Source organism: Amycolatopsis keratiniphila (assembly GCF_000400635.2).
Taxonomy (GTDB): domain Bacteria; phylum Actinomycetota; class Actinomycetes; order Mycobacteriales; family Pseudonocardiaceae; genus Amycolatopsis; species Amycolatopsis keratiniphila.
Genome location: NC_021252.1, coordinates 7146109 through 7164561, shown reverse-complemented (window position 1 = coordinate 7164561; position 18453 = coordinate 7146109). Strand labels below are relative to the sequence as shown.

General features: G+C 68.3%; 16 protein-coding genes and 2 tRNA genes. 8 read left to right on the top strand and 10 right to left on the bottom strand.

Going from position 1 to position 18453, the window contains the following annotated elements; genetic code table 11:
* Window positions 1–47 precede the first annotated feature (47 nt).
* Both AORI_RS72905 and AORI_RS72900 read left to right on the top strand, forming a co-directional pair.
* Window positions 48–1985 carry an FG-GAP-like repeat-containing protein gene (locus AORI_RS72905; RefSeq protein ID WP_016336673.1) on the top strand — a complete coding sequence of 646 codons (1938 nt, stop codon included), beginning with the start codon at window positions 48–50 and terminating at the stop codon, window positions 1983–1985.
* A 315-nt stretch (window positions 1986–2300) separates the two neighbouring features.
* Window positions 2301–3908, top strand: a complete 1608-nt coding sequence (locus tag AORI_RS72900; RefSeq protein WP_016336672.1) for an arabinofuranosyltransferase AftB family protein — start codon at window positions 2301–2303, stop codon at window positions 3906–3908.
* 480 nt (window positions 3909–4388) lie between these two features.
* Here the strand turns inward: AORI_RS72900 and AORI_RS72895 are convergent.
* Window positions 4389–4461, bottom strand: a tRNA-Lys gene (locus tag AORI_RS72895).
* A gap of 194 nt (window positions 4462–4655) precedes the next feature.
* On the opposite strand from AORI_RS72895, the gene AORI_RS72890 reads away from it, so the two are divergent.
* Window positions 4656–5876 carry a L,D-transpeptidase gene (locus tag AORI_RS72890; protein WP_200870941.1) on the top strand — a complete coding sequence of 407 codons (1221 nt, stop codon included), beginning with the start codon at window positions 4656–4658 and terminating at the stop codon, window positions 5874–5876.
* A 51-nt stretch (window positions 5877–5927) separates the two neighbouring features.
* Here the strand turns inward: AORI_RS72890 and AORI_RS72885 are convergent, their stop codons facing one another.
* The 3 genes from AORI_RS72885 to orn form a co-directional block, all read right to left on the bottom strand.
* Window positions 5928–6215 (bottom strand): hypothetical protein, encoded by a 288-nt coding sequence (locus tag AORI_RS72885; protein ID WP_016336670.1) that lies wholly within the window; start codon window positions 6213–6215, stop codon window positions 5928–5930.
* A gap of 114 nt (window positions 6216–6329) precedes the next feature.
* A tRNA-His gene (locus AORI_RS72880) sits at window positions 6330–6405 on the bottom strand.
* A 77-nt stretch (window positions 6406–6482) separates the two neighbouring features.
* Window positions 6483–7091, bottom strand: a complete 609-nt coding sequence (orn, locus tag AORI_RS72875) for an oligoribonuclease (protein WP_076153439.1) — start codon at window positions 7089–7091, stop codon at window positions 6483–6485.
* Window positions 7092–7203: 112 nt separating this feature from the next.
* On the opposite strand from orn, the gene AORI_RS72870 reads away from it, so the two are divergent.
* The gene (locus tag AORI_RS72870; RefSeq protein WP_016336668.1) at window positions 7204–8733 is read left to right on the top strand and encodes a helicase HerA-like domain-containing protein; all 1530 of its coding nucleotides are present in this window, start codon (window positions 7204–7206) and stop codon (window positions 8731–8733) included.
* Between the two features lie 47 nt (window positions 8734–8780).
* A complete protein-coding gene (locus AORI_RS72865; RefSeq protein WP_043849121.1) occupies window positions 8781–9158 on the top strand; it encodes a DUF3224 domain-containing protein in 378 nt (125 codons plus the stop codon).
* Window positions 9159–9246: 88 nt separating this feature from the next.
* On the opposite strand, the gene AORI_RS72860 is transcribed toward AORI_RS72865, so the two are convergent.
* From AORI_RS72860 to AORI_RS72850, 3 genes are all read right to left on the bottom strand, one after another.
* Entirely contained in the window at window positions 9247–10188 is a 942-nt protein-coding gene (locus AORI_RS72860) for a S1C family serine protease (protein ID WP_016336666.1), read from the bottom strand.
* Between the two features lie 80 nt (window positions 10189–10268).
* Window positions 10269–11597, bottom strand: coding sequence for a M20 family metallopeptidase (locus AORI_RS72855; protein WP_016336665.1), 1329 nt, complete (start codon window positions 11595–11597; stop codon window positions 10269–10271).
* The gene (locus AORI_RS72850; RefSeq protein ID WP_016336664.1) at window positions 11594–12364 is read right to left on the bottom strand and encodes a class I SAM-dependent methyltransferase; all 771 of its coding nucleotides are present in this window, start codon (window positions 12362–12364) and stop codon (window positions 11594–11596) included. Before AORI_RS72850 ends, AORI_RS72855 begins: the two co-directional genes overlap by 4 nt.
* 141 nt (window positions 12365–12505) lie before the next feature.
* Here AORI_RS72850 and AORI_RS72845 point away from each other — a divergent pair, with 141 nt between their 5' ends.
* From AORI_RS72845 to AORI_RS72835, 3 genes are read left to right on the top strand one after another with little or no spacing between them, the layout of a single operon-like run.
* Complete coding sequence (locus tag AORI_RS72845) at window positions 12506–13447, top strand: DNA-3-methyladenine glycosylase family protein (protein WP_016336663.1); 942 nt, start codon at window positions 12506–12508, stop codon at window positions 13445–13447.
* 35 nt (window positions 13448–13482) lie between these two features.
* On the top strand, window positions 13483–14196 hold the full coding sequence (locus tag AORI_RS72840; protein WP_016336662.1) for a M50 family metallopeptidase: 714 nt from the start codon (window positions 13483–13485) through the stop codon (window positions 14194–14196).
* Window positions 14197–14248: 52 nt separating this feature from the next.
* Window positions 14249–15481: an aldehyde dehydrogenase family protein gene (locus tag AORI_RS72835; RefSeq protein WP_016336661.1), complete on the top strand. Its 1233-nt coding sequence runs from the start codon at window positions 14249–14251 to the stop codon at window positions 15479–15481.
* Window positions 15482–15590: 109 nt separating this feature from the next.
* Here AORI_RS72835 and AORI_RS72830 read toward each other — a convergent pair whose 3' ends face one another.
* The 3 genes from AORI_RS72830 to AORI_RS72820 all read right to left on the bottom strand — a co-directional run bounded on the left by AORI_RS72830 (window position 15591) and on the right by AORI_RS72820 (window position 18422).
* Window positions 15591–16730 carry an adenylate/guanylate cyclase domain-containing protein gene (locus AORI_RS72830; protein WP_016336660.1) on the bottom strand — a complete coding sequence of 380 codons (1140 nt, stop codon included), beginning with the start codon at window positions 16728–16730 and terminating at the stop codon, window positions 15591–15593.
* Window positions 16730–17179 carry a universal stress protein gene (locus AORI_RS72825; RefSeq protein WP_016336659.1) on the bottom strand — a complete coding sequence of 150 codons (450 nt, stop codon included), beginning with the start codon at window positions 17177–17179 and terminating at the stop codon, window positions 16730–16732. Before AORI_RS72825 ends, AORI_RS72830 begins: the two co-directional genes overlap by 1 nt.
* Before the next feature lie 106 nt (window positions 17180–17285).
* Window positions 17286–18422 carry a coiled-coil domain-containing protein gene (locus AORI_RS72820; RefSeq protein ID WP_228688228.1) on the bottom strand — a complete coding sequence of 379 codons (1137 nt, stop codon included), beginning with the start codon at window positions 18420–18422 and terminating at the stop codon, window positions 17286–17288.
* Window positions 18423–18453 lie beyond the last annotated feature (31 nt).

The following is an 18453-nucleotide window of genomic DNA, read 5'->3' as shown; positions in this document are numbered from 1 at the left end:
CTTGAGGGCGGACAGATAATCGAAGGAATTACATGAATAGGCCCAGGGTGTTCGCTTTCACGGCCTTGGTCGCGGTCGCGTTCGGAGTCGTTATCGCGCCGCCGGCGCAAGCCGTTTCCAGTGGCGCCGCGGCTGCGGATGGCGCGTACGGGTTCACCGCCAAGATCGAGATCGATGGCAGCGCGTGCAGCGGCGCTCTCGTGGCATCGGAGTGGATCGTGACCTCCGCGACCTGTTTTCCCGGTAATCCACAGGGCGGGGTACCCGCCAAAGCGGCCACCGCCATCATCGGCAGGACCGACCTTTCCGGCACCACCGGCAAGGTCGCCAAGGTGACGAACCTCGTGTCCCACCCGAGTCGCGGGGTGATGCTGGCCAGGCTGGACACGGCGATCACAGACATCGCGCCGGTGACGCTGGGCGGCGCTGCCACGATGGCGGGCGAGAAGCTGCGTCTGGCGGGCTATGGGCGTACCGGCACCGAATGGGTCCCGAACAAGCTGCACTCCGCGTTGTTCACTGTCGGCACGCCGACTGCGGACAGTCTGCCCCTCACCGGTGACAATGGTGCCGATGCGTGCAAGGGCGACGCTGGCGGTCCCGTGTTCCGTGAGACCGCCGGCAAGTTCGAACTCGCCGGTGTGGTGGGTGCATCCTGGCAGCATGGTTGTCTCACCGTGACCGAGACTCGCCAGGGCACCAACGCGACCCGGACCGACGATTTGACCGCGTGGATCCGCCAGCAAACTTTCGTCGCGACAGCCAAGGCCGTTGACCACGCGATCACAATTAGCTGGGCTCCGGTCACGGGCCAAGGGCAGCTGACGTACCGGATCTATGCTGGGCAAGAGCCAGATGTTCCGGTGGCCGAAGAACGCCGTATTGGTTCGACGGCGGGAACCAGCATCCTGCACAAGTCGCTGACGGCCAAGAAGACCTGGTACTACAGAGTCGTCACGACGTTGGCCGACGGGACCTCGCTATCGTCCAGTGTGGCGTCGGTGACCACGCCGGTTCCCACGGTGAGTGACTTCTCCGGTGACGGCAAGGATGACATCGCTACCTTCACCCGAGGAGCCACGGCGGATGTCTACGCGGCCATGTCCGATGGTGCCAAGTTCGTGGGCAATTCGGTCAAATGGCATGACCGGTTCGCGACGAACAACGAGGTGCCACTGGCAGGTGACTTCGACGGCGACGGCAAGACGGATCTCGCGACCTTCACGCGGGGAACGCTTGGTGATGTGTATGTGGCACTGTCCGACGGTGGCAAGTTCGTCGGCGACTCGCAGCAGTGGCACGGCGATTTCGCGTTCGGTGACGAGATTCCGGCGGTCGGTGACTTCGACGGTGATGGGAAGGATGACATCGCGGTTTTCACGCGTGGGACCGCGGCTTCGGTTTATGTCGCCTTGTCGGACGGCAAGAAGTTCGTAGGCAACGGGGTGAAGTGGCACGGACGGTTCGCCGGCGGCGCTGAAGTTCCCGTGGTAGGTGACTTCGACGGTGACGGCAAGGACGACATCGCTTGCTTCACTCGTGGAACGGCGGGCGACGTCTTCGTGGCCTTCTCTGACGGCGGCAAGTTCGTAGGCGACTCCCTTCAGTGGCACGGCGATTTCGCGTTCGGTGATGAGATCCCAGCGTCGGGCGATTTCGACGGCGATGGCAAGGATGACATCGCGGTCTTCACTCGCGGGACGTCGGCTGACGTCTATGTGGCACTGTCGAACGGTGTGAGGTTTGTCGGTAATTCCGTGAAGTGGCACGACAACTTCGCCTACGGGACCGAGTTGCCCGCGATCGGCGACTTCACCGGTGACGGTAAGGCCGACATTGTCACTTACACGCGCGGGACGAAGGGGGACGTGTATGTCGGGGCGTCCGACGGGACGAAGTTCGTGGGTGCGTCCGTTCTGTGGCACGGCGATTTCGCCTTCGGGGAAGAGGTGACCGTGCCAAGGGCGTTCGCGCTCGGATTCTGACTATCCGGCCGGCGCCGGGCAGGGTATCCATTGCCCTGCCCGGCGCCGGTCCTTTTGGGGTGCACGATAGAGTGAGTCAAGATCGTTTCCGGTCTTGCCCAGTCACGGACACTGTTGTCGCTTCACAGAACTCTGGGTGATTGTTCGTCTTTCGGTTACCTGGAGAATCCGTTGAACACAGTTACCGCTGCATCCGTATCCGCGCCTGACAGACCCGGCGAAGTTCGCGTTCGGAGCCGTGTCCAGGCGTGGAACTGGGTTGTCATCGCGGCCACTGTAGCCGGATTTGCGGTGCTTGCCTGGCAGCGTCGTTGGATGAGCGATGACGGGCTGATCGTGCTTCGGACGGTTCGGCAGATCCTCGCGGGTAACGGTCCTGTCTTCAACGTCGGGGAGCGGGTCGAGGCTAACACCAGCACGCTGTGGACGGCTGTGCTCGTTCTGGTCGGCTGGGTCCCCGGCGCCAGCCTTGAGTGGATCGCGGTGATCGTCGGGTTGGTCTTCTCGGCATGTGGCTTGCTGCTGGCGCTCGATGGCGCGCGGCGGCTGGCCGGGCGTGACGCGTCCACCTTCGTGTTTCCGGCGGGTGCGCTCGTCGTGCTGGCGCTGCCACCGTTTCGTGACTTCGCGACCTCTGGTCTGGAGACGGGGCTGATCAGCCTGTGGCTGGGCGGAACTTGGTGGCTCCTGGTGCGGCGCGGTTCCGAGCAGCCGATCGGCCCGGTGTGGTCGACCGCGGTGGTCATCGGGCTGGGCCCGCTCGTGCGCCCAGACCTCGCTCTGTTCAGCCTGGCCGCTATGGTCGGGCTGCTGGTGCTCACTTGGCAGGGCTGGCGCCACACGCTGATCCCGGTGGCCGCCGCGGTTGTGCTGCCGGTGCTTTATCAGGTGTTCCGGATGGGTTACTACGGCCTGATCACCCCGAACACGGCGCTCGTAAAGGAAGCCTCTGAAGCGTTGTGGGACAGCGGATGGGCCTATTTCGACGACTTCGTCGATCCGTACTTCCTGTGGATACCGGTTGCCGCGTGCTTGCTCGCCGGGTTCACCCTGCTGTGGCGTAAGACCGTCAGTCGGCGGGTGGTGGTGCTGGTGGCAATGCCGGTGGTCGCGGGCGTCGTGCTCGCGGCGTACGTCGTCCGGGTCGGCGGCGACTTCATGCATGGGCGGATGTTGCTTCCCGCGACCTTCTGCATGTTGCTCCCGGTGATGGCAATCAGGGTCACCAAGCTGACATTCATGCCTGTCCTCGTTGTCGCCGTCTGGGCGGTCATCGCCGGCGGCTGGTTGAGAACCCCTTATGCCGGACTCGAGGAACCGATCGACGATCGAGAGGTCATCGCCGACGAGCGCGCCGCCTACGTCGCGGCCAGCGGGACCGAGTATCCGATCCTGGCTGGGAACTTCCGGTTGTTCGTGGAGATGGCCGACGACGCGCGTAAGCAGCTGGCCGCGCAGAAGACCGCGGCCGTCCACGTGTACACGCCGTCGGCAGGCTGGGTCGCATATCCTTCGGCGAACGGCCGTGACGTGCTCGCCTATTTCAACATCGGTGGCCCAGGCATGCTGCTACCGCTCGACGTGTGGGTCCACGACCCGATCGGACTCGCCAATCCGGTAGCGGCGCACAGCACCACCATTTCGGGGCGGCGGATCGGCCACAGCAAGTTCGCCGGTTCCAACTGGGAGGTCGCGGGCCTCGCCGGTGGGCCGGCCGAGGAGCTGGCGGCACGGGGTCAGTACAAACAGGACAACCTCGACGCGATCCGGAGAACTCTGGGCTGTCCGCGCACCAAGGAGATGCTCGACTCCGTTCGCGCGCCGCTGACCTTCGAGCGGTTCTGGGAAAACCTGATCCACTCGGTCGGCCGAAGTGGACTGCGCTACGACCGCACCCCCGAGAAGGCACAAACCTGCGGATGAAATCGCCTCGCTGAGAGCGTGCCCGCATGTGAATCGACCTGGCATCGCGCGGATAGGTAGTCGGTAACGGTCAAAATGCAGCTGAGACATGCTGCGCCGGCGACTGCTTGCGTCGTAAATACGGCGGAACGTGTGTCAGCGTGCTGGATGGATGATGACGTAGATCCTCGGCGAATCTGCGTGACGGTGCGCTAGCGGCAAGGTGGGCCGGCTCGTAGCGTGATCACGAGCAAACTGGCTCGCTGAGTGGAGTTCCCGTCGGTGCACCGCCCTCGTGCCGCGCAGGATGGGGGCGTGGGTCTGAGCCGGGTCTCACGGACGTTCCTCGCGTTGGATGCGGTGGTGTCCCGGCGACCCAGCAGGTCATCACAGGCACGGTTAGTGGCGGCCGGTAACCGATCCGGGCTCACACAAGAACAAAGCCCACCGACGGCACCCGGAAAACCGGGACAAACCGCTGGTGGGCTTCGCTTGGAACTGTGCGCCATCAGGGACTCGAACCCCGAACCCGCTGGTTAAGAGCCAGCTGCTCTGCCAATTGAGCTAATGGCGCCTGCTTGTTCCGCCGCCTCGGTGTTCCCTCGGCGACGTGGAAAACATTAACACAGGGTTGCTGGGGCCCGTTTCAGGGGGGTCCCCTAACGCCGGGCCGGGACGTATTCGGCCATCCGGCCGCGAGCGTTGCGCCCGGTCAGGCAGACTATAGCCAGACGTAGGGGTTGGTACCACGCGAAACGGGCGGTGTGCATGAGGGTCTGGGGAGCGACGGGGCGGTCGCGGGTGGCTTTGGTGGCTTTGGTGGCCGGGTTCACTCTGGCCGGGTGCACCAGTACACCGTCGGGTGAACAGCCGTCGCCGGGCGGCGCCCCCGGGGGTTCGCAGCAGAGCGGAGCGCCCGCGCCGGAGCCGAAGCCCGCCGTGATGACGCTGACCCCGGCGCAGGGTGCGGCGAACGTGGCACCCGGCGAGCCGGTCACCGTGGTCGTCGCCGACGGCAAGGTGGGCGAGGTCAAACTGACCGGTGCCGACGGCAAGGTCGTCGCGGGCAAGCCGAAGGAGGACGGTTCGGGCTGGGAGTCGGCGGAGCCGCTCGGCTACGGCAAGAGCTACACCGTCACCGCGGCCGCGACCGGGACCGACGGCAAGCCGGTCACCGCGACCTCGACGTTCACCACGGCCAAGCCCGGCCGCCAGATCGGTGTCTCGATCAACCTCGTCGAAGGCGAGACGGTCGGCGTCGGCCTGCCGTTGATCTTCACCTTCACCGGCAACGTGCCCGACAAGACCGCGACCGAGAAGGCACTGAAGATCGTCACCGAGCCGCCGACCGAGGGCGCGTTCCACTGGTTCGGCGAGAAGACCGTGATGTGGCGGCCCAAGGAGTACTTCAAGGCGGGCACGAAGATCTCGGTCAACGCGGCGATCTACGGCAAGAACCTCGGCAACAACACCTTCGGCCGCGAGGACAAGCCCGCCAAGGTGGTCGTCGGCGACAAGCTGGTCGCGACCGCGGACGGCGGCACGCACCAGATGAAGGTCGTGGTGAACGACCAAGAGGTCAGGCAGATGCCGATCTCGATGGGCAAGCCGTCGAGCAGCACCCCGGCCGGGACCTACACGGTGATGAGCGAGCACAACGGGTACACGATGGACTCCAGCACGTATGGCGTCCCGACGGACAGCAAGGCCGGCTACCGGACGTTCGTGAAGTACGCGGTGCGCATGTCCAACAGCGGCATCTTCTACCACTCGGCGCCCTGGTCAGTCGGTTCGCAGGGCAAGCGGAACGTGAGCCACGGCTGCATCAACCTGTCGACCGAGAACGCGCAGTGGCTGATGGAGACTTCCAAGAAGGGCGACATCATCACGGTCACCAACTCGGGCCCGCAGGTGCTGGAGCCCACCGACGGCTGGTCGGTGTGGCAGATGTCGTGGGACGACTGGAAGACCGGCGGCGACCGGAACTGACCTGTTCTACATGAGGGTCCTGTCAGGACGGTTTTCGTCCTGATAGGACCCTCATGGCGTTTCGGGCGGCAGGGGGCCGTAGAGGTGCTCCCACTGCACCTCGCCGCTGGTCTTGTAGCGGCACTTCTGGGTGCCGGTGTCCCAGATCTTCTCCGGATCGCGGAGACACTTCTGGTACTCGAGCTTGACCGAGGTCGTGGTCCGCGTCGGCTTGGGCGGGGTCGCCGTCACGGTCGTGACCGGGGTCGACGTGATCGCCGGTACGGGCACTTGGCTCGGTGGAGACGTGGTGCAGGCGCCGGCCGCCACCAAGAGTCCCAAGACCAGCCAGCGTCTCATGGCATCCTCCGCGCGAGTTCCTTCCTGAACTCGCGCGAGCGCCACGCCGCGTTACCGATACCCGGAAAAAGCGAAACCCCAGCCTGCCGGAAGAACCGGCCGAACTGGGGTCAGTGGGGTGAGCGACGGGTTTCGAACCCGCGACCTCCTGGACCACAACCAGGTGCTCTACCAGCTGAGCTACGCCCACCATCGCCGGGCTCGGGGAACCCCCCATCACCTCGGCCGCACTATATTAGCGTGCCCGTTTCCGGGGCTCGCAACGGGTTACCGTTCGTGGCGTTCCTGCACTTCAGCGGCCGCGGCCTTGGCCTGTTCGGTGGTCGGGCCGGGCTGCGGCACGAAGGCGACGCGACGGTAGTAGTCGAGCTCGCCGATGGATTCCTTGATGTCGGCGAGCGCGCGGTGCGCGAGGCCCTTCTCGGGCTTGGCGTAGTAGATACGCGGGTACCAGCGCCGGACGAGTTCCTTCACCGACGAGACGTCGACCATGCGGTAGTGCAGGTGCGCGTCGAGCAGCGGCATGTCGCGGGTGATGAAGCCGCGGTCGGTGGCGATGGAGTTGCCGGCGAGCGGGGCGACGTTGGCCTCGGGCACGTGCGCGCGGATGTACTCGAGCACGCGCTGCTCGGCTTCTTCCATGGTGACCGTGGAGCGCCGGACCTCTTCGGTGAGACCCGAGCGGGCGTGCATTTCGCGGACGACCTCCGGCATGCCGTCGAGGGCTTCGTCGTCGGCGTGGATGACGATGTCGACACCTTCGCCGAGGACGTTGAGCTCGGCGTCGGTCACCAGCGCGGCTATTTCGATCAACGCGTCCTTGCCGAGGTCGAGCCCCGTCATCTCGCAGTCGATCCAGACTAGGCGGTCGTTCACCCCGAAACCCTAACCCGACCCGGGGATTCGTGGCGCGCGACGTGCGGGTTCGGCGCGTTGCTGGCACCGTGTGCATCCTCAGGTGAGTCATGTCACAGATCGGGGAGCGACAGTGGCCGAACAGGGTCCAGCCCAGGAGATCGCGCAGGGGTATGTGAGCGACGGGGCGGCGGTGGAGCTCGGCGCCGTCGTGATCGACGGCAAGGCCGACGCCGCCGCGGCGGTCCGCCTGCCGCTGGCGACGCTGAACCGGCACGGGCTGGTCGCGGGCGCGACCGGTACCGGCAAGACGAAGACCTTGCAGCTGATCGCCGAGCAACTGTCGGCCGCCGGGGTTCCGGTGGTGCTGGCGGACGTTAAGGGCGACCTGTCGGGGCTCGCCGCGCAGGGCGAAAGCAACGACAAGATCGCCAAACGCGCGGAAGAGCTGGGTGACTCCTGGGAGCCCGCCGCCTTCCCCGTGCAGTTCCTGTCGCTGGGCACGGGTGGCAAGGGGGCGCCGATCCGGGCGACGATCACGAGTTTCGGCCCGATCCTGCTGTCGAAGGTGCTGGGGCTCAACGAAACCCAGGAGTCGACGCTCGGCCTGATCTTCCACTGGGCCGATCAGCGCGGCTTGGCGCTGCTGGACACGAAGGACCTTCGCTCGGTCATCACGCACCTGACGAGTGACGAGGGCAAGGAAGACCTCAAGGGCATCGGCGGCGTCTCGGCCGCGACGGCCGGGGTGATCCTCCGGTCGCTGTCCAATCTGGAGGCTCAGGGCGGCGAGGACTTCTTCGGCGAGCCCGAGCTGGACGTCCACGACCTGATGCGCGAGGCCGACGGCAAGGCGATGGTGACCTTGCTGGAACTGGACAACCTCCAGTCGAAGCCCGCGCTGTTCTCGACGTTCCTCATGTGGCTCCTGGCCGAGCTGTTCGAGGAGCTGCCCGAAGAGGGCGACCTCGACAAGCCCAAGCTGGTGTTCTTCTTCGACGAGGCGCACCTGCTGTTCAACGACGCGTCGAAGGCGTTCCTCGAGCGCATCGAACAGACCGTGAAGCTGATCCGGTCGAAGGGCGTCGGCGTGTTCTTCTGCACGCAGCTCCCCACGGACATCCCGAACAACGTGCTGTCCCAGCTCGGCGCGCGCGTGCAGCACGCGTTGCGCGCGTTCACGCCCGAGGACCAGGCGGCGCTGACGAAGACGGTGAAGACGTACCCGAAGACGAAGCATTACGAGCTGGACTCGGCGCTGACGTCGCTCGGTATCGGCGAAGCGATCGTCACCGTCCTTTCCGAACGGGGCGCGCCGACGCCGGTCGCGTGGACCCGTCTGCGCGCGCCGCGTTCCAAGATGGGCTCCATCGGCGCCGAAGCCATCTCCGCGGCGACGACGTCTTCGGACCTGCACGCGAAGTACGCCGAGACGATCGATCGTGAGTCGGCCTACGAGAAGCTCGCCGCGAAGGTGGCCGCACCGCCTGCCGGTGAGGCTCCTCCGCCGCCTGAAGCCCCTGCTCCGAAGCCGGAGAAGCAGGAGCCGGGGATGGTGGAGCAGGCGATGAAGAACCCGGCGGTGAAGTCGTTCCTCCGCTCGGCGGCGAGCGCGCTCGGCCGGGAGATCACGCGCGGCCTGTTCGGGAACCGGCGGCGCTGAGGAATACCTGACGCGATCTGTCAGGTATGCCCGGCAGACTCGGTGGCATGACCAAGAGCGCGACAGCGTCGTTCACTGTGGACGGCTGGGATCCCCAGGCCACTGAGAAGGCCGAAGGCACCGAGTTCTCGCGGGTGCTGCTGACCAAGACGTTCACCGGTGACGTCGAAGGCACCAGCGCCGTCGAGATGCTCACAGCGGTGAACGAGACGTCGTCGGCGTACGTCGCCTTCGAGCGGCTGGCCGTCTCCGTCGGCGGGCGTAAGGGCGGCTTCGTCCTGCATCACTCGGCGGGGGAGAACGGGCATCACCTGATCGTCTTGCCGGGCTCGGGCCACGGTGAGCTGACCGGCATCACCGGAACGGCGGAGATCGTCCAGGACGACGAGGGCAACCACACCTTCACCCTCACGTACGAACTCTGAAAGCCCGTGAAGGCCTCCTTTGCGCAAGGAGGCCTTCACGGGACTGTGCCTGCTGGGCCGCCCCCTGACAGCGGTCCAGACGGCGGGATCAGCCGAGGATCTGCTCGACGATCTTCTTCGCGTCGTTGATCGGGATCGCGAAACCGATGCCGATGCTGCCGGTCGAGGCCGGGTTGTACAGCGCCGAGTTGATGCCGATGACGTTCCCCTGCGCGTCCACCAGCGCGCCGCCCGAGTTGCCCTGGTTGATCGGGGCGTCGGTCTGGATCGCGGTGTAGCTCGGCCCGGCTTCGTTCGTGGTCCTGCTGTAGGGCGAACGCCGCTCCTGTCCGCTGCTCAACTCGTCGAGCTTGCGGTTCAGCGCGCTCACGATCCCGGTGGTCACGGTGTTCTGCAGCCCGCCGGGCGAGCCGATCGCGACGACCTGCTGGCCGACGGCGAGCTTGCTGGAATCGCCCAGGGAAGCCGGGGTCAGCCCGCTCGCGTTCTTCGCCTGGAGCACCGCGATGTCGGCCTTCGTGTCGGCGCCGACCACGCTCGCCTTGTACTGCTTGCCGTCGGACAACGTCACGGTCACGTCGCCCTCGGCGTCCGCGACGACGTGGGCGTTGGTGAGGATGCGCCCGTCCGCCGTCAGGATGACGCCGGAGCCGACGGCCTCACCCTGCGCGGTGGTCACGTTCACCTGCACGACGCTCGGCGTCACCTTCGCGGCGACCCCGCTGACGTCACCCGAAGTGTTGTTCCCGACCAGTTGCCCGTTGGCGACCGCGGACGAACCCGTGCCCGACGCCGACGACGTGGAGCCGAGCCCCATGATCGCGGCGCCGCCGACCCCGCCGACGAGTGCGGCGGCGAGTGCCGTCGCGCTGACGAGGACGGCGACCCGGCCGCCCTTCTTGCGCGGTGGCGGGGTGACGAGTGGATTCGGCGCGGCCTGCCAAGGGGTGTAACCGGGGTACTGCTGCTGGTGCGGCGGCTGGTGCCCACCGGTTGAGGCGGGGCCTGGCCGACTCTCGTTCTCGGTCATGGAACAAGATTCGCGCCCGTACTTGTGAACCGCCTGTGGAATCCCCCTGTGCTTTCCTGAGAAGAATTACCTGAGAAAATTCAGCCGAAGAAGGCCGGCACGTCCAATGCTCCGCCCGACGCCTCGAACTCTTCGTGCACCGCGGCGCGGAGCTTCGCGTCGGCCAGGTAGTCGACGGCCGTCAGGGCCAGCCCCAGCGCGCCGTCGACGACCGCGCGATCGCCGTCGGGCGAACCGGCGGCGGCCGCGAACTCCTTGGTGTGCAAGGCGGTCGTCGGTCCGGCGATGGCGATCATCGGGTGGATCGCGGGCATCCGGTAGGAGAGGTTGCCGAGATCGGTCGAGCCGGTGAGGAATTCGGGCACGATCCCCGGCGGCAGCGGTTTGCGGCCGGCGTCGACCTGATGCACCGACCAGCGTCCGGCGAGCGTGGTGTTGAACCGGATGGGCAGATAGGCGGGCTGGGCGTCCCATTTCAGTTCGACTCCGCAGCCGGTCATTTCCGCCGCACCGCGCGCGATCGCCGAAACCCGCTCGGCGAGGTCGCGCAGCGTGTCCGGCTGCGCGGACCGGAGGTAGAACAACAGCGCCGCGCGTTCGGGGACGACGTTCGGCCGCGCGCCCCCGTCGGTGAAGACGCCGTGGACGCGGTCGCTGGAGGGCAGATGCTGCCGAAGCGCCGCGACACCCTGGTATGCCGCGACGGCGGCGTCGAGCGCGTTGCGCCCCATGAACGGCTGAGCCGACGCGTGGGCGCCGACCCCGTGGAACACCATCTCCAGCTGCCGCCTGCCGAGGAACGGGTGCATGGCGATGTCGTGGCTGAACGGATGCAGCATGAGCACGGCGTCGACGTCGTCGAAAACGCCGGCGCGGGCCATGGTCTCCTTGCCGCCACCGCCTTCCTCCGCCGGCGTGCCGATCAGCGAGACCCGGCCGCCCAGCCGTTGCGCGACCGCGGCCGCGCCCAGGAAACCGCCCGCGCCTGCGGTGCAGATGACGTTGTGCCCGCAGCCGTGGCCGAGCCCGGGGAGCGCGTCGTACTCGGAGAGGACCGCGATATGCGGGCCGCTGCCGGGGGTCGTCGCGACCAGGGCGGTGTCGAGCCCGCCCGCGCCGATCGTCACCTCGTGGCCGTGCCGCTCGAGCAGGTCACCGAGCGCCCGGACAGAGCGGTGCTCGGCGAAACCCTCTTCGGGGTGAGCGTGCAGGTCTTGGCTCAACTCCACCAATTCCGCCCGCAGCGCGCGGATCTCGGAGCTGACGGCGTCTCGCGTCGCGGCGTCCGCGCCGTCATGGGGCGAACCGAGGGGTTCGGCCGCGGCGACGGCGTCCGCGGTCGCTTCGACCAGCGAGCGGAGGTAGCTGTCGTCGGGAGGAATCGGCGAAGCGTGCTCAGAGCGGATCATTTCCGGATGTTAACGCCTAGCTCGCCCGTGACGATCTGCGTGACGCCGGAGTACCGCTCGCCGATGTGGTCGAAGCCGCGCCGGGCCAGTTTCTTCGCGATCTCGCCGCGATCGAACATCCGCTGCCCGCTCAGCCTGCCGAGCACGGTGTCCGCCAGCCGCATCGGCTGATCGCCGTGCCGGGCGCTGGTCAGCAGCACCAGTGAGCCGCCGGGTTTCAGCACGCGGGCGAACGAATCCAGGGCCGCGTCCGGGTCGGCGAACATGTGCAGCGCGGCGAAGCAGCAGACGGCGTCCACAGTGGAATCGTCGAGCGGCAGATCGACGGCGTCGGCGCGCAGGTACGTCACCGAGGCGGGATTGGGCGCGGCGAGCGCCTTCTCCAGCATGGTGACCGAACCGTCGAGGCCGATGGAGAGCCCGTCCGGGCCGACGGCCTCGCCGAAGGCGCGGGTGAACCGTCCGGTCCCGCACGCGACGTCCAGCGCGACCTGCCCGGGGCGCAGGCCGAGCGCTTCGATCGCGATGCGGACCTCGTCCGCCATGCTCGGGCCGGTCAGTCCTTTCGCGACCCTGCCCAGCGTCGGACGCCAGTACCGCTCGTAGATCATCGGCACGGCGGAGGTGCGCATCAGCCGCTGCGCGAGCCCGGTCGGCGGCCCCGCCTGCGGGATTTCTCCCAGCAGATCAAGGAATCCCTTGCCCTCGCCGGTGGACGTGGTGCCCGGCCGCAGCAGGCTCCTCAGACGTTCGCGATGGTCCGGCATGGCTGCTCCCTTCACGATGTTCACCCGAGAATCTGCCATGACCGGCCCATTCGCGACATTCCCGCCGCCGCGACCCGAAACTGTCGGTGGCCCTCTCTAACGTCGGAGGAAGTCGCCGTTCCCCAGCCGAAGGAGCCCGAAATGACCGGCTCGATCCTGCAACACACCGCCTCGACCACGCTTCGCATCCCCGTGCGCGGCCCGTTCGATCTCGACAAGTCCATCCGCTTCCTGACCGACTTCCCGCCCGCGTGCCGCGCGGACGCCGCCGCCGAGCCCGGCACCCTGCGCTTCGCCTTCCCCGCCGAAGCGGGTTGGGAGCACGTCGGTGCGGCCGTCAGACAGAGATCGCCCGGCACGATCGAGGTGGAGGTCTTCGCCGAAGAAGGGCTCGCCGTCGAGGTCGGTGCCCAGGTCCGCCGGATCCTCTCGGTGGATGTCGACGGTGTCGGCTTCGCCAAGGTCGGCACGGCGGATCCGGTGGTGCGCCGCCTGCAGCAGGAGCATCCCGGGTTGCGTCCCGTGCTGTTCCATTCGCCGTACGAAGCGGCCTGCTGGGCGATCCTGAGCCATCGGACGCGGATGTCGCAGGCCGCCACGGTGAAAAGGCGGCTCGCCGAGGAGTTCGGCAGGCCCGTGGACGTCGGCGGGCACGTCCTCAGGTCGTTCCCCGGGCCGGACGTGCTGGCCGGGCCCGAAGCCGGGCGCGGTCTGCCGGAGGTGAAGGCCGAGCGGTTGCGCGCGGTGGCCAACGCCGCCAAGGACGGTCTGCTCGACGCCGCGTACCTGCGCGCGATGCCGGTGCCGGACGCGTTGCGCTGGTTGCAGCTTCTGCCGGGGATCGGCCCGTTCTCGGCGCAGCTGATCCTGATCCGGGGCGCCGGGCATCCCGACGTCTTCCCCGCCGGCGAGCCGCGGCTGGAGGAGGCCATGCGGGCCGCGTACGACCTGCCGGAGGCGCCGCCCGAGGAGTTGGAGGAGCTTTCCGCGGTCTGGCGGCCGTTCCGCAGCTGGGTGGCCTTCGCCCTGCGCAACGACCCGGAGTTTCGCACGCGGGGGATCGGGGGTTCCATGACCGCCTGACACAGGACATATCCGGCCTGTGGTGAGCTGGTGAGGTGAGCTCGTCTCCCGCCGAAACGGTTTCCGACATCGCCCAGTCCACCCCGCCCGGCACGATCACCCTGGTCACCGGTGGTCTCGCACTGCTCGTGGTGCTCTCGGGCAGGCCTTGGCGGATCGCCCGCAACCTGATCACGCTCGTCCACGAGGCGGGCCACGCGCTGGCGGCGGTGCTGGTCGGACGGCGGCTGCAGGGCATCAAGCTGCACTCGGACACCTCCGGCGTCACCGTCTCCCGCGGCAAACCGGAGGGGCCGGGGATGGCGTTCACCGCGCTGGCCGGGTACCCGGCGGCGGCGGTGCTCGGGCTGGTGTTCGCGGGGCTGCTCTCGTCGGACCTGATCACCGTCGTGCTGGTCGTGATGGCCCTGATGCTGCTGGGTGTGCTGGTGATGGTGCGTAACACCTACGGCGTGTTCACCGTGGTCGCCACCTCGGTGGTGCTCGGGCTGGTCGCGCTGGTGGCGCCGTCGTGGTTCCAGGCGATCTTCGTCTACCTGCTGACCTGGTTCCTGCTGTTCGGTGGCGTCCGGCCGGTGGTCGAGCTGCAGATCAAGCGGCGCCGGGGAGCGGCGAGGGATTCCGACGCCGACCAGCTCGGCAGGCTCACCGGGATGCCCGCGGTGCTGTGGGTACTGGTGATGGCCGTGCTGACGGTGAGCTGTCTCTTCGCGGGCGGGTTGTGGCTGCTGGAGCCGACCGTCGCCTGACCGGGGCGGTACGGCAGACTGATGGCTCGTTCCGCGCGGAAGGAGTCAGCAGATGGACGAGGTCGCCAAGGCCGTCGAGGAATGCGCTCGATCGGCGAAACGGGCCGCGCCGTCGCTGGCCGCGGCCTCCCCGGAAGCGATCGACGCCGCGCTGAACGCCATGGCGGACAAGCTCGTCGAGCACGCCGACGTCGTGCTGGAGGCGAACCAGGCCGACATCGCCAAGGCGCGCGAAGACGGGATGAGCGCGGGCCTGCTCGACCGGCTCACCATCACCCCCGAGCGGCTGACCGGCATGGCCGAACAGCTCCGTCTCCTGGCGGGAGCGCCGCATCAGGAGCGCTCCGTCGACGTGTCCACTTTGGATGGTGGGCTGCGGCTGGTGGAGCGCCGCCGTCCGGTCGGCGTGATCGGCGCGAACTACGAGGCGCGCCCGAACGTCACGGTCGACGTCGCGTCGCAGCTGGTGAAGTCGCGCAACGGCGGCGTGCTCCGCACGGGCTCCGCCGCGCTCGGCTCGGCCCAGCGCCTGCGCGAGACCGTGATCGCGCCCGCGCTCTCCGAGGCGGGCATCGACCCGGATGTCATCCAGCTGGTGCCGCGCGCCGAACGGGAAGCGGCCTCCGCGCTGGTCCGGTTCCCCGCGCTCGTGCCGCTGGTCATCCTGCGCGGCAGCGGTGACAGCACCAGGGCGCTGGCGACCGAAGCGGCCGTCCACGGCGTCCGCACGCTGGCCCACGCCGACGGCGGCGGGGTGCTGTACGTCGACGAAGCGGCCGACACCGACAAGGTGCGTGACCTGGTCTTCAACAGCCTCGACCGGCTCGGCGTCTGCAACCGGCTGAACCTGCTGCTGATCCACGAAGACGCGCACGACCGTGTGTGGCCCGGCATCGCCGGCGCGCTGGCCGAGCGCGGTGTCACGCCGTCGCTCGCCCCGCACGAGCACGCCATCGGCTACGAATGGGCGCTCGACTCGGACCGCGAAGCGACCGTCACCGTCGCGAAGGTCTCCGGCCTGCCCGAGGCGGCGGAGATCGCCAACGAGCGGACCTCGGGCCTGGCCGCCGGCATCGCGACCGAAAGCAGCGAAGCCGCCGACGCGTTCTTCGACGCGTACACCGGCACCGGCGTCTTCTGGAACGCCCCGACCCGGCTGCTGGACGGCTTCAAGCTCCTCGCCGTCCCCGAGACCGGCATCAACCTGGACAAGGTCCCCGGCCCGCGCGGCCCGGTCACCTACACCGACCTCTACGTGCGGCAATACGCCGTGCTGCCCGCCTGACCTCGCGTTGGTCGTGAGTGGCGTTTCGTGTTCTAACCCGAATCGCCACTCACGACCGGCTCGCTCGCGGAAGTGGTAGCAAAGGTCCCTTGCTCTCCCCGGCAGGGGATCAGCGCCGCCGCCGCTTCGACCGGGGCCGGGGCGGCAACGAGTCCGCGGTGGCGTCCTCGACCACGTCCGAGGCGGGCTCCGGAGTGGGGTCGGCCAGTCCCAGCATCTCCGCCGCGAGCTGCTGCGAAGACGCGAACATGCCCGCGGGCCGGTCTCGCGCCCGGCGCAGCGACGAAGGCCGCAGCCGGTTGTACCCGCGCACCGAAACCGGCCGCCGCGTGCGGACCTCGAACTGCGGGAATTCCGAGAGTTCGGTGGCGAGTTCCTTGTCCACCAGGATGGTGCCCGGCCGCGCGGTCGAGGTGAGGCGGGCGGCGAGGTTCACGACCGAGCCGTAGACGTCGCCGAACCGGCTGAGGATCCGGCCCGAAGCCAGTCCGGCGCGCACGGAGGGCAGGGCTTCGTCGGCGTCGGCGCGTTGGGACAGGGCGAGGGCGATCTCGGCGCCGTCGACGGCGGAATCGGCGACGAACAGGACCTCGTCGCCGATCATCTTCACGATCCGTCCGTGATGATCGGCGATCACCTCGGTGGCGACGGATTCGAACCGGTCGAGGATGTCGGTGAGCTCCTCCTCGTCGACCTGCCTGGTCAGCCGGGTGTAGCCGACCATGTCGACGAACCCGACCACCTCGGTCCTGGCCTCGAGGTCCTCGTCGGGCTGGGCCATCGCCCGGCCCGCGTAGGCGGCGAGGTGACGGCGCCAGACGAACTCCTGCACCTTCTCCAGCTCGGGCAGCAGCCGCTCGACTAGCCGCCCGATCTGGCGTTCGCTGCTGCCGATCTCCTTGTTCTCGGTGATCATCGTCCACAGCATGTGGACCTGCCATTCCGCGAGCCGCGAAAGGTGCTGGCCCAGCGCGCGGGTGACGGCCAGTTCGATACTCGGGTCGATCAGCCCCGAGTTCATCAGCTGATCGGCCGTGCGGATCGCTTCGATGTCGGCGTCGGTGAAGACGACCTCGTCGTCATCGACGGTCGCGAAGCCCAGCGCACGCCAAAGCCGCCGAGAGCGTTCCTCGGGAACGCCTGCCTTCTCGGCGACTTCGAGCCGGGTGTACTTGCGTTTTCCGCCGAGCAGGATCCGTTCGAGGCGCTGTTGCAGCGCGTCGGGCGAGATCTCGCCGGGTTCGGGCATCAGGTGGTGTGGACGATGAGCACGTCCACCCCGGACTTCCGCGCGACTTCGGACGGCACGGAGCCGAGGATGCGGCCCGCGAGCGTGTTCAACCCGCGGTTGCCGACCACCAGCAGGTCCGCGGAGCGCTCGGCGACGACCTTGCGCAGCGAGTCGACCGGGTCGCCGACGACCGCCGCGGTCTCGATGGTCTTCGCGCCGGCCTTCGCCGCCCGGTCGCGGGCGGACAGGAGGGTGTCTTCGGCCGGTGCCGAGCCCACCACCTGGTACGCCTCGTCACCGAGGACGTCCTGCGCCTTCTCCACGTCGCCCTTGTTGGCGGGGTAGTAGGCGCACACGATGACCAGGGTCGCTCCGGAGTCCCCGGCGACGCTCGCCGCGCGGTCGACCGCGGCGAACGAGGAATCCGATCCGTCCGTGCCCACGACCACGGTCCGATATGCAGCCATCCGCAACCTCCACCGATCTGACAGCCCGCACCTGCGTGCGAGCAGCGACGATAACCGCTCGTCGGCGGCCCCGCAGGTCCGTCGTGAGCACGGTCGGGTGAAAAGGTTACTCGCCAGTCGGTTTCTGCGCTGCCGCAGGTCGCGGTGAAGGCTTCGCGCCGGATGTGGCCTTCGGCACATCGGCCGTCCGGAGCTGCACGGTGGCTTCCGCGTCGGGCGACGGCTTCGCCTTCAGGTCCGCCGGGACGTGCGGCTCGTCGCCGAGCACGTGCGTCGCCTCGGCGAGCGCGGTCCGCGCGGTGCGGACCTGCTCGGCCAGGCTGGAGCGCACCTTGCGGAGCGCTTCGACCCGTTCGGTGGCCTGGGTGATCCGCCGGTTGGACTCTTCGGTGGCCTGCCGGACGCGGCGGCGTGCCTCGTCGGCCGCCTCGGCGAGCCGGGCGTTGGCCTCGGTGATCGAGTCCTGCTTGCGCTTGTTGGCGTCGGCGACGGACTCGCGCTGACGGCGTTCGATGTCGGCCTTGGCCGCCGTCTCCTCTTCGAGCACCTTCGCGCGGATGGCGGCGGCGTCCTCGGTGGCCTCGCGGACGCGGCGGGCGGCCTCGGCCTTGCTCGCGGCCTCCTGCTCGGCCAGCGCGTGCATGGCTTCGGTGCGCCGCGACGCCATCGCGATCTCGAAATCCTCTTCGACCTGCGTGCGGCGCTGCTGCGCCTCGGCGTCGAGCTTGTCGCGCTCGGCCTTCGCCTTGTCGGTGATGTCCTTCGCCTCGGCGCGGGCCTTCTCCAGCACGCCGCGGTGCTCGGCCTCCATCTCCTTGCGACGGAGGTCGAGCTCGTTGAGCAGCTGCTCGTAGCGGGCCCGCATGGCGCTCGCGTCGGTCTCGGCCTTGGCGCGGATGTGCCCGGCTTCGGCTTCCGCGCGCGCCTTGGTGTCGGCGGCCTCGTCCTGCGCGAGCCGCAACATCCGCTGCAGGCGCTCGGAAAGGCCTTCGACGCTCGTCGGCGGCTGGGCGAGCCTGTCGACCTGCCCGCGCAGGTCCGCGATCTCCCCGCGTGCGATCTCCAGCTGCCGTGCCAGGTCGCCCGCCTGTGCGATGGCGGCATCGCGATCGGCGGTGAGCATCTTCAGATCGGCGTCCAGCCGTTCGAGATGTTCGTCGACCTGCGCACGGCTGTAACCGCGCTTCGCCACGTCGAAGCCGGCTCCCAGCGGCACTAGCTCCCGTTCCTCGCCAAGGCTCATCCTTCTACCGTAGTCGAGCTGGAGTCACGGA